12 protein-coding genes and 1 pseudogene are annotated in these 11,088 nt (G+C 62.3%); all 13 read left to right on the top strand.

The window, feature by feature from the left end; translation table 11 throughout:
• Window positions 1–1,209: NAD(P)/FAD-dependent oxidoreductase (locus RTI30_RS09510; RefSeq protein ID WP_312262926.1), on the top strand; the 1,209-nt coding region annotated here is incomplete at its 5' end.
• 6 nt (window positions 1,210–1,215) lie between these two features.
• A complete protein-coding gene (locus RTI30_RS09505) occupies window positions 1,216–1,686 on the top strand; it encodes a phosphate-starvation-inducible PsiE family protein (protein WP_312262925.1) in 471 nt (156 codons plus the stop codon).
• 109 nt (window positions 1,687–1,795) lie between these two features.
• The gene (gene erpA, locus RTI30_RS09500) at window positions 1,796–2,146 is read left to right on the top strand and encodes an iron-sulfur cluster insertion protein ErpA (RefSeq protein ID WP_409449697.1); all 351 of its coding nucleotides are present in this window, start codon (window positions 1,796–1,798) and stop codon (window positions 2,144–2,146) included.
• Between the two features lie 102 nt (window positions 2,147–2,248).
• The gene (locus RTI30_RS09495) at window positions 2,249–3,412 is read left to right on the top strand and encodes a citrate synthase (protein ID WP_312262923.1); all 1,164 of its coding nucleotides are present in this window, start codon (window positions 2,249–2,251) and stop codon (window positions 3,410–3,412) included.
• A complete protein-coding gene (gshA, locus tag RTI30_RS09490; RefSeq protein WP_312262922.1) occupies window positions 3,409–4,704 on the top strand; it encodes a glutamate--cysteine ligase in 1,296 nt (431 codons plus the stop codon). Before RTI30_RS09495 ends, gshA begins: the two co-directional genes overlap by 4 nt.
• A 2-nt stretch (window positions 4,705–4,706) precedes the next feature.
• Entirely contained in the window at window positions 4,707–5,636 is a 930-nt protein-coding gene (gene gshB, locus RTI30_RS09485; RefSeq protein WP_312262921.1) for a glutathione synthase, read from the top strand.
• A 40-nt stretch (window positions 5,637–5,676) separates the two neighbouring features.
• On the top strand, window positions 5,677–6,234 hold the full coding sequence (locus RTI30_RS09480; RefSeq protein ID WP_312262920.1) for a YqgE/AlgH family protein: 558 nt from the start codon (window positions 5,677–5,679) through the stop codon (window positions 6,232–6,234).
• Window positions 6,227–6,670, top strand: coding sequence for a Holliday junction resolvase RuvX (gene ruvX / locus RTI30_RS09475; RefSeq protein ID WP_312262919.1), 444 nt, complete (start codon window positions 6,227–6,229; stop codon window positions 6,668–6,670). The genes RTI30_RS09480 and ruvX overlap by 8 nt, the downstream gene beginning before the upstream one ends.
• Complete coding sequence (gene pyrR, locus RTI30_RS09470; RefSeq protein ID WP_312262918.1) at window positions 6,649–7,164, top strand: bifunctional pyr operon transcriptional regulator/uracil phosphoribosyltransferase PyrR; 516 nt, start codon at window positions 6,649–6,651, stop codon at window positions 7,162–7,164. The genes ruvX and pyrR overlap by 22 nt, the downstream gene beginning before the upstream one ends.
• Window positions 7,164–8,135 (top strand): aspartate carbamoyltransferase catalytic subunit, encoded by a 972-nt coding sequence (locus tag RTI30_RS09465; protein ID WP_409449696.1) that lies wholly within the window; start codon window positions 7,164–7,166, stop codon window positions 8,133–8,135. Before pyrR ends, RTI30_RS09465 begins: the two co-directional genes overlap by 1 nt.
• Window positions 8,132–9,415: a dihydroorotase gene (locus RTI30_RS09460; RefSeq protein ID WP_312274703.1), complete on the top strand. Its 1,284-nt coding sequence runs from the start codon at window positions 8,132–8,134 to the stop codon at window positions 9,413–9,415. Before RTI30_RS09465 ends, RTI30_RS09460 begins: the two co-directional genes overlap by 4 nt.
• Window positions 9,412–10,869 (top strand): HAMP domain-containing sensor histidine kinase, encoded by a 1,458-nt coding sequence (locus RTI30_RS09455; protein WP_312274704.1) that lies wholly within the window; start codon window positions 9,412–9,414, stop codon window positions 10,867–10,869. The genes RTI30_RS09460 and RTI30_RS09455 overlap by 4 nt, the downstream gene beginning before the upstream one ends.
• A pseudogene (locus RTI30_RS09450) lies at window positions 10,853–11,088 on the top strand (hypothetical protein); the annotation flags it as partial. The gene RTI30_RS09455 and the pseudogene RTI30_RS09450, both read left to right, overlap by 17 nt.

Genomic DNA, 11,088 nt, shown 5'->3' with positions numbered 1-11,088 from the left:
CTCGGCAGCCCCCGCCTCGACTGGGCCCAGCTCGAACGGCATCGCCGTGGCATACTGCAAACCCGGGGCGAAATGGCCCTGAAAACCGATCAGGGTATGAAGATCGAGGTCTTGGAGGGCTTCGCCCGCTTCCTCGACGAGCATACGGTGGAAATCAGCGGCAAGGATGCCCGCACCCTGCGCTTTGGCGCCTGCGTGATCGCCACCGGTGCCCCCGCCTTCGTGCCCCCCATCCCCGGTGCCAAGGAAGCCTTGGCGACGGGAGCGGCAGTCACCTCCGACACCGTCTGGGACCTCGAAACCCCGCCCAAGCGCCTTTGTATCATCGGTGCCGGCGCCATCGGCATGGAAATGGCGCAGATGTTCCACGATTTTGGCGCCGAGGTCCTCGTTCTCGAGGCCTTGCCGCGGCCCGTTGCGGAAATGGAAAAGGAAGTCGCCGAGCAATTGATGGCAGCGTTGCGCAAGAATAGTCCGCGCCTGACCGTGCTAACCGGGGTACAGACACAGGAGATCAGCGGCAGCAAAGGCGATTTGACGGTGCGCTACCGCGATGCCGAGGGGCAGGAACACCGCCATAACGCCGATCTTCTCCTCATTGCCACCGGCAAGCGCCCGGATACCAGCGCCCTGCAGCTCGAGCGAGCGGGAGTAAAACTCGGCGAGCGCGGCGCGATCAGCGTCGATAGCCGCTGCCAGACCAATGTTCCGCACATCTTTGCCGTCGGCGACGTGATTGGCGGCTATATGCTCGCCCACACGGCGGGCCAGCAGGGGCGGGTGGCGGCGGCCAATCTCCTCGGCGAGCGGGCGCAGTACGACGCGCGTAAGGATAGCGGCGTCACCTTTACGCGCCCGCAAGTGGCCTTTGTCGGCCTCTCCGGGGAGCAGGCCAAGGCGGCGGGGCTCGACGTGGCCGAGGTCAAGGTCCCCCTTTCCATCGACGCCAAGGCGATGATGACCGGGGAAACCGAGGGGCTGATCAAACTCGTCGCCGACAAAAAGACCCATCGCATCGTTGGCGTGCATTTCCTCGCCGACCATGCCGATACTCTGGTCGGCGAGGCGGTGCTCATGGTCAGCGCCGAGCTCAGCCTGGAGCAGGTGGCCAGCGCCATTCACCCCCATCCTACCCAAACGGAGCTTTTCGGGGAGATGGCGCGGCGCTTGCTGTCTCGCCTACGGCGTTCGGCCCGCAACAGCCAGTAAAGGCAGATGCAAGAAGAAACGCGACGTACGCGAAAGCTGGACTACAGCCAACACAGCGGTCTGCGTGGCATCGTGCTGCGCTTTTACGGAAAGATGCTGGACTTGATCATTGCCGTCCTCATCTTTCTCATGCTCGTCACCCTGCTCTATGCCGTCTGGGGCTTGCTCCACGATGTCTACGATGCTTTTTTCAATCTGCGTCAGGAACAGGTGATCTCTGGTCTGGTAGCGGATGTCTTGTCGGTTTTCGTGCTCATCGAGCTCTTTAGAACCTTTACCGATTATCTCGAATACCACCGCATCCGCCTGCGGGTGCTGGCAGAAGTAGCCATCGTCTTCATTCTGCGCGAGCTTTTTATTGGGCTCTATGCCCATCGCCTGGGGCCCTTGGATTTGCTGGCCACAGCAGCGCTACTCGCGGTGCTCATTGCCGCCCGTATTGCCGCCATTCAATTCGTGCCCCATCACGACCGCTAGCGCGCTTGACGCGCCGCGGCAAAGGCGAGCAAACTAATCAAGTATTGGCTGATGCAGTTGCGCCCGAGTGCGCGAGGAGAATGCAACGATGAGTACGGCGACGGAAACCATGACCAATCTCGACACCCTGCCTCCGGTGATGACCCTCACCGACAGCGCAGCGGAAAAAATCAAGTCGCTGATTGCCGAGGAAGGTAGCCCCGACCTCAAACTGCGGGTTTTTGTAACCGGCGGCGGCTGTTCCGGCTTTCAGTACGGCTTCACCTTTGACGAAAACGTCAACGAGGGCGATACCGAAGTCGAGCAGTTTGGCGTCCGTCTTCTGGTCGACCCGATGAGCTACCAGTACCTAGTCGGCGCCGAAATCGACTACAGCGAGGGTCTGGAAGGCGCCCAGTTCGTCATCAAAAACCCCAACGCGACCACCACCTGTGGTTGTGGTTCGTCCTTCTCTGCCTGACTTTTGGCAGCAGACTGCGAAGAATAGGGAGACGCCCGTCTCCCTTTCTTTTTTTCTGCGCGGTATGATGCCTTAGGTTCCCTCGTCGCCCAGGAGAAAGCCATGACCGATGCTACCGTCGTCCCCGGACTCGAGGGCATTGCCGCTACCCACTCCGCCATTTCCCATATCGACGGCAGCGCCGGTCAGCTTTCTTATCGTGGTTATCCGATCGAGGAATTGGTTGCCCACAGCAACTACGAGGAGGTCGCGCTCTTACTCCTCGATGGCGAACTGCCCCGCGCCGCCGAACTGCAACGCTTCGATGCCGGATTGCGGGCGCATCGCCAGGTCAAGTACAACGTCCGCGAGATCATGAAATTTTTGCCGGTGACCGGGCATCCCATGGATATGCTGCACTGCGCCGTCGCCAGCCTCGGGATGTTCTATCCGCAGCAGGAACTCTCCGATGCCGAGCGCGACAATGCCTCGCATCTCGACGCCATGGCCATGCGCATCATTGCGCGGGTGCCCACCATCGTTGCCATGTGGGACCAAATGCGCTTTGGCAATGACCCCATTCCGCCGCGCAAGGATCTCTCCCATGCTGCCAATTTTCTCTATATGCTGCACGGACGCGAGCCCGATCCCCTGCATGCGCGCATTCTCGATGCCTGCTTCATCTTACATGCCGAGCACACCATCAACGCCAGCACTTTTTCGGTCCTGATCAGCACCTCCACCCTCACCAATCCCTATCACGTAATTGCCGGGGCCATTGGCACTCTCGCCGGCCCCTTGCATGGCGGCGCCAACCAGCGGGTGGTGGAAATGCTCGAAGAGATTGGCAGCGTCGACAATGTCGTGCCCTTCCTCGAGGCGCGCCTGGCCGCCAAGGAGAAGATCTGGGGTTTTGGACACCGCGTCTACAAGACCACCGATCCGCGGGCGGCCATCCTCAAAAAGATGATGGAAGACTTGGCAAACGCCGGGCATCTCCGCCAGAGCAAGCAATTTGCCATCGCCCGCGCCCTCGAGGAGGCGGCTGCCGAACGTCTCGGACCGAAGGGTATTCACGCCAATGTCGATTTCTACTCTGGGGTGCTCTACCACGAGATGGGCATCCGCAGCGATCTCTTTACCCCCATCTTTGCCATGGCGCGCAGCGTCGGCTGGTTGGCCCACTGGCGCGAGCAGTTGAGCAACAATCGCATCTTTCGCCCGACCCAGAATTACATTGGCGCTCCCCTTCGTAGCTATGTGCCCCCGGAGCAGCGCCCGGCATGATTTCCGTCCTCTCCCACCCGCCGCGCCTGGTCACCGATCAGGTCGAACCCCTGCATGAGCTCGAAGAGCACCTGATCCGCAGCCAGTGCGCCATCGAGCGCTGGTTTCGTTGTCAGTGGCAGGCAACGCCGCCGCCCCTCTACGGCTCCGTGGACTTGCGCAATGCCGGCTTCAAGCTCGCGCCCATCGACACCAATCTGTTTCCTGCCGGTTTCAACAACCTCAACCCAGAGCACGCGGCGCTACACATTACAGCGATCCAACACTATCTGGATCAGTATCATCCTAGCCTCGAGCGCCTCTTACTGCTGCCCGAAAATCACACCCGCAATCTCTTTTACCTGGAGAATGTCGGCCGCCTGGCCGGTTTGCTACGTGAGGCCGGCTTGGAGGTACGGCTTGGTTCCTGGGCAATCGGCGAACCTTTGGTGCACCGCCTCGCCTCGGGGGAAGAGCTATGCATCGAGGTGTTGCAGCGCGAGGGCTCTCGCCTGCGCCTTGCCGACTTCGACCCCGAGTTGATCCTGCTCAACAACGATCTCTCCGGCGGCGTCCCGGAGCTGCTGCAGGGGATCGAGCAAGAAATCTTGCCCCCCCTCGCTGCTGGGTGGCAAAAGCGGCGCAAGAGTCAGCACTTTGCCCACTATCGGCGCTTGGCGGTGGAGTTTGCCGAGGTCATCGATATCGATCCTTGGTTGATCGATCCGTTCTTTCGCCGCTGTAGCGACATCAATTTTTTGCAGGCGGAGGGGCTTGACTGCCTGGTACACAATGTCGATGCCGTGCTGGCAGAAATTCGCGAGCGTTATCAGCACTACGGCATCACCGCTCGCCCCTTCGTCATCGTCAAGGCCGACGCCGGCACCTATGGTATGGGGGTGATGACCGCCTACTCCGGCGCCGAATTGCGCGAACTCAATCGCAAGGCGCGCACACGCATGGCCAAGAGCAAAGAAGGACTGCCGGTGAGCGATGTCTTCATCCAAGAAGGGGTCTATACCTTTGAGCAGACCCCCGAAGATTTTGTTGCCGAGCCGGTGGTCTATCTCTTTGGGCAGCAGGTGCTGGGGGGCTTTTTCCGCGTCCACCGCGAAAAGGGGGTCGACGAGAGTCTCAACGCCCCGGGCGCCCACTTTGAGCCCATGGCCTTTGCCGAACCAGGCATCAATCCTTGCCGCAAGTCGGCGCCCGATGCCCCGGTCAACCGCTACTACGCCTATGGGGTGATCGCCCGTCTCGCCCTGCTCGCCGCAGCGCGCGAGGCGCAGGACTGGCGCCAAGCGGAGAACTGAAGATGCGCGTTGCCGTGCTCATGGACCCCATTGCCGGGATCAAGCCCGCCAAGGACAGCACCTTTGCCATGCTCCTGTCGGCGCAGGCGCGCGGCCATGAATGCTGGGTTTTTACCCTCGATCAGCTCTCCCTGCATGCCGGGCAGGCTTGGGGGCGGGTGCAGCCGGTTCGGGTCGAGGATGTCGCCGAGCATTTTTTTCAGCTCGGCGAGGCCGCCGATCGGCCTTTGGCAGACTTCGACTGCGTGCTGATGCGTAAGGATCCGCCGGTAGACATGGATTTTCTCCATGCCTGCCAGATCCTCGAACATGCCGGCACTTGGGTGGTCAACGATCCCGCTGCCATTCGTCTGGCCAATGAAAAACTCTTTCCCCTGCAGTTTGCGCGCTGGCTACCCCCGTACCTGGTCAGCCGCGATCCGGCACAGTTACGCGAGTTTTTGCGCGAGCATGGCGAAATCGTCGTCAAACCCCTGGCTGCCCGGGGTGGCGAGGGCATCTTTTACCTGCACGGCGGCGACCGCAACCTGGGCTCCATCCTCGAGACCATCACCGGACGTGGCAGCCATTTCGTCATGGCGCAGCGCTATCTGCCGGAAATTCGCCAAGGCGACAAACGCATTCTGCTGGTGGATGGCGAGGCGATTCCGGGAGCGATGCTGCGGGTGCCGGCCGCCGACGATTTTCGTGGTAATCTGGTGGCCGGCGCACAGGCGGTGGCGGCCGCATTGACCCCCGCCGAGGAGGAACTCTGCGCCGAGATCGGGCCGGAGCTGCGCCGCATGGGCCTGCTCTTTGTGGGCATCGACGTCATCGGCGGGCGACTGACGGAAATCAATGTGACGAGCCCCACCGGCGCGCGGGAAATTCACCGTTTTTTTGGGGTCGATGCCACCGTCCGCCTCTGGGAGCGCATCGAAGCGGGACGCTGAGACTGCCCATTGTCGGGCAAAGCGGTGTATCATAGGAGCCATGGAATTCTCCTCGCTCAAGAATCATCTCCTCATCGCCATGCCGGGCTTGCACGACGGCATCTTCGACCGCACCGTGATCGTCGTTTGCGAGCACAACGAGCAGGGGGCGATGGGAGTGGTCGTCAATCGTCTCCTCGATCTCAATATGTCTGAGGTGCTCAAGGCTGTCGACATCACCCCCTCGGAAGAGATGATTCGCCGCCCGGTGTACTGGGGCGGACCGGTGAGCCCACAGCATGGCTTCGTCTTGCATCAGCCGGTGGGCGAATGGCAGTCGAGCTTGGTGGTCAGTGAAAATCTGGCGCTGACCAGCTCGCCAGACATCCTTACCGCCATTGCCGAGCATCGCGGGCCGGAGCAATTCTTGCTGACCCTGGGCTACGCCGGCTGGGGCGACGGTCAGCTGGAACGAGAAATTGCCGAAAACTCCTGGCTGCATGGGCCCGTCGATCCGCTCGTGCTGTTTCAGTTACCCCCCGGGGAGCGCTGGCAGGAAGCGGCGCGGGGGCTCGGCATCGACATGCGCCTGCTGAGCGGCGCTGCTGGTCATGCCTGACGCCATCGGTCCTTGGCTCGGCATCGACTACGGTAGCAGACGCATCGGCGTCGCCTTTCTCGGCGAGGCAGGCTTGGGGGCACAGCCTCTGTCCACCCTGCGCAATGGCGAGCAGGGGCCCGACTGGCTGGGGCTCGCGCGCTTGATTGCCGACTGGCAGCCCCAGGCCCTGGTGCTGGGTTTGCCCCTGCTCGCCGATGGCAGCGAGGGCAACTCGGCGCGGGCGGCACGGCGTTTTGCGCAGCAGCTCACCGAGCGCCACCCCTTGCCCGTGCATTGGATTGATGAGCGCTTGAGCAGCCATGCCGCCGAGGCCCAGATGCGCGAGCGCGCGTTGTCGCGCAGCGAACGCGAACGACTACGCGATCAGCTGGCGGCCTGTGCCATTTTGGAGAGTTTTTACGAGGAACGGCAATGGCGTCCGTCTGGGAAGTAAGCACCCTTCTCGATGCGCTGCAACGCGACCTGCAAGCGCGCATCGATCCGCAATCCTGGGCGATGATCGGCATCTACACCGGCGGCGTGTGGATTGCCGAGGAGCTGCATCGACGCCTCGGCATGAGCACCCCCCTTGGGCAACTCGACATCTCCTTCTACCGAGACGATTTCAGCCGCGTTGGTCTGCATCCGCAGGTCAAGGCCTCGAACCTTCCCTTTGCCATCGACGGCGCCCGTATCATTCTCGTCGACGACGTCTTGTATACCGGGCGCACCATCCGCGCTGCCCTCAACGAGATCTTCGACTATGGCCGGCCGGAGCAAGTGTTGCTGGCAGTGCTGGTGGATCGTGGCTTGCGCGAACTACCCATTTGCCCCGATCTCGCGGCCCTGCGGCTGCGCAGCAACCCCGATGATTACGTCAAATTGCGCGGCCCCCAGCCCTTGTCGCTAGAGTTCGTGCAGCATCCCGCTAAGGAGCAACAGCCATGATGCCTTGGCGTATGGGCGAGGGTGACCCGCAACGGGATAGCGAAGGGCGCCTGCGCAATCTACTCACCATCGAGGGCCTGCGCGAGGGAGAAATCGTCGAGATTCTCGACAGTGCCGAGTCCTTCTTGGGCCTCGGGGAGAGGACGGTCAAAAAGATTCCCATTCTGCGCGGACGGACCCTGGTCAATCTCTTTTATGAGAACAGCACTCGTACCCGCAGCACTTTCGAGTTGGCGGCCAAGCGCCTGTCGGCCGACGTGCTCAACATTGCCGTCGCCAGCAGTAGTGCTGCCAAGGGGGAGTCGCTGCTCGACACCGTCGACAACCTCCTTGCCATGCAGGTAGATGGCTTCATTCTTCGCCACCCGGAGGCAGGTGCGGCGCATCTCCTCGCCCGCCATCTGGGTGAGCACGCCTGGGTCGTCAATGCCGGCGACGGGCAACATGCCCATCCCACCCAAGCCCTCCTCGATGTTTTCACCTTGCGCCGTCTTGCTGGCCCCATCAGCGAGCGAGTAGTGGTGATTCTGGGTGATGTCTTGCATTCCCGTGTCGCCCGCGCCCTCATCCATGCGTTGTCGATCCTCGGCTGCCCGCAGATTCGCGTCGTCGGTCCGCGTACCCTGGTGCCGCCGGAGCTACACAGCCTGGGGGTGCATGTGTGGCACGAACTCGAGCCCGCCCTGGCCGGGGCCAATGTGGTCTACGCCCTGCGCATGCAGCGCGAGCGCATGGATGCCCAGCGCCTGCCCAGTCTCGAGGAGTATCATCGCCGCTACGGGCTCACCGCCGCACGCTTGCGCTTGGCCGCTCCCGACGCCGTGGTCCTGCATCCGGGGCCAATGAATCGCGGCGTGGAAATCAGCGCCGAAGTCGCCGATGGACCGCAGGCGCACATCCTCGACCAGGTCACCCATGGTTTGGCCCTCCGCATGGCAGTGCTGGCCCGCTTGGCCGGAGGTGGCGCGTGACCCGCCGTTGGCTTCGCCATCTGCGCCTCATCGATCCCGAAAGTGGGCGGGATTGGCAGGGAGATATCGCGATTAGCGAGGGGCGCATCGTCGGCCTGGGCGAAGTTCCCACCGACTTTGTGGCCGACGAGGAAATCGATGGCAGCGGTCTCGTAGCCTGTCCCGCCTTTATCGAAACCCAGTTTCAAGCCCATACCCCAGGGCATGGGCGCAATGGCGATCTCGAATCGGAACTGCGGGCGGCGGCGGCGGGCGGCTTTGGCACCGTCGTCCTCGACCCGACCTGTGCGCCCATTGCCGATCAGCCCGGGGTGATTTGCGAGCAACAAATGGCCGCAACTACCCTCGGCTTACTGCGGGTGCATTCGGCGGCGGCCCTCACCCGTGAGCTGCGTGGTGCCCAACTGAGCGAAATGGAAGCCTTGTTGCGCGCTGGGGCGACAGTGTTCAGTCAGGGCCAACGCCCGGTGGCAGACAGCCGAATCCTGCGCTTGGCATTGAGCTACGCCGCCGATCTCGGGCGCACGGTTTTTCTCTGGCCGGAAGACGATAGCCTCGCGGCGGGCGGGGTGATGGACGAAGGGCCGCTCAGCTTGCGTCTGGGGCTACCTGGTCGTCCGCAGGCGGCCGAAGATATCGGAGTGGAGCGAGACTTGCGCGTTGCCGCCCTCGCCGGCGCTCGGGTGCATTTTCCGAGCCTCAGCAGTGCGCAGGCCCTGACGCGGGTGGCGGCGGCACGTCGGGCAGGCCAAGCCGTCAGTGCTGGCGTCAGCCTCCATCACCTGCTGCTGAGCACCGCGGATATCGGCCATTTTAACCCGCATGGCAAGTTGCTGCCCCCCCTGCGCAGTCAGGAAAACCGCGAGGCCCTCGGGCGCGCCCTGGGCGATGGCAGCGTGCAGTGCCTGTCGGTGCAACATCAGCCCTGGGGGCGGGAGGAAGAAGGACAAACCTTTGTGCAAGCACCCTTTGGCATTGCCGCCGCCGAGTGGACCTTACCCCTGGCGCTACGTTTGGTGGATGCGGGCTGGATCGATCTGCTCACCCTGCTGCGTCTTCTCACCACCGGCCCCGCTGCGGTGCTGGGCTTGCCGGCACCGCGCCTGGCGCTCGATACCCCAGCCGACATCTGCCTCTTCGACCCCGAAGCAGAGTGTATTCCCACCTTGCAGGGCTTCAGCCGCGGCCGCAATCATCCTTATGCCGGCTGGCCCTTGCGCGGTCAGCTGCGCTATCTCTTTGTGGCCGGGCGGCTGGTGCATTGCAGCAGCCCCGCATGAGGCGTCCCAACTCCCTCTCTTGGCTGACCATTTTTGGTTTCGGTCTGGCCATCCTGCCGATGGTGTTGGTAATCCTCAGCATCACCCTGACCATTGCCCAGTTTGCCGAGGAGGGGCAAAGCGGCATCCTGCGCGCCGTTGCCCTCAGCGATAGCGCCAACCGCATGGCCAATGCAGTACGCTCGATGGAGCGCTACGGGCTGCAATACACGGTGCTGCAGGACTCGGCTCTGCTGGTGCTCTTCCAACAGAGCTATACCGATTACCTGCAGGTCTACAAGCGCTTCGTTGCTGCCGGCCCCAGCGCCGCCGATCGAGCACGCCTGCAGCGACTCAACGAGAATTTGGCCAAGGCCCGCCGGGCCCTGCCCCTGACTGCCTTGGAGGGGGGACGCGGCTCCCTCGATCGCTACTTCAATGCCTCGAGTCGGGAGATGCAGCAGTTACAAGAGGACGTCAATCACGGCATCAGCGCCCAGGTTCAGCAACTGGGTGACCGTGCCTTGCAAATCAAACGGTTGACTCTATTGGAGGTCCTCCTCGCCCTGCCCCTCACCATTGCCGTTGCCGTCTTTTTCATCTTTCTCATCACGCGCCCCATCAAGCGCCTAGACCGCGCCATCACTGGTCTCGGCGACGGCGATTTGGAGAGCAGCATCCAGGTGAACGGCCCCAAGGACATCGCCGCTCTTGGCGATCGCCTGGAATGGCTACGTCAACGCCTCCTCGAATTAGAGGCAACCAAGGTCCACTTTCTGCGGCAGCTCTCCCATGAATTGAAAACCCCACTCACCGCCATTCGGGAAGGCGCAGAGCTCCTGCAAGAAGATCTGAATACGGGACTCGGGGCGGAGCAGAAGGAAATTGTCGAGATCGTACGCGACAATAGTCTGCGTCTGCAGCGCCTGATCGAAGACCTGCTACGCTTTAGCGTCGCCGAGGGAACGGCGAGTGCCGGTATGCAGCAATCGATCCCCCTCCATGAGGTGCTCGAGGAGCTATTGCAGAGCTACAAGCCGGTGTTACGCAGCAAAGGGCTGCGCATGGATAGTCAGATCGCTTCTCTTTGGGTATCCGCGCACCGCGAGCGCATCCGCACCATTTTTGACAATTTGCTGTCCAATGCGGTGAAGTTCTCGCCGCAAGGCGCTACCATACGCGTTCACCTCTGGCAGCAAGGCGACGAGGCCATCCTCGACGTCATCGACGCCGGGCCCGGGGTGGCACGTGAGGAACGCGACAAGATCTTTGATATCCTATATCGCGGCAGCGCCAGCGAAGCCGGCAAAATCGAGGGCAGCGGCCTGGGACTCGCCATCACCAAGGAATATGTTTTGAGCTATGGGGGACGTCTTGAAATACTCGACAACGAAGGACACGGGGCGCATTTTCAGGTCCGCCTGCCCGTCCGTCATCCTGGTTCTGTTGAGTCTGGGCTTGAGCGCCTGCGCTGAGATGCCAATCAGCAAGGCGCAGCCGCATCCTGCCCCGCAGCCAAACGATCAGATCACGCTTTCCCGCGCCGCTTACGAAAAGCTGCAAGCGCAAGCCGCATTGGCGAAAACGCAAAATATCGAGACGGCTGCCTGTGTGTCGGCCGAGAGCCGGGTCGACAGCCTGCAAAAGGAGCTTGCTGCCGTCCGCGCCGGCGACCCCAATTACCAGCGGCTGCA

The organism is Candidatus Igneacidithiobacillus taiwanensis (assembly GCF_031962545.1).
Lineage (GTDB): Bacteria > Pseudomonadota > Gammaproteobacteria > Acidithiobacillales > Acidithiobacillaceae > Igneacidithiobacillus > Igneacidithiobacillus taiwanensis.
This window is presented reverse-complemented; position numbering and strand designations above follow the sequence as displayed.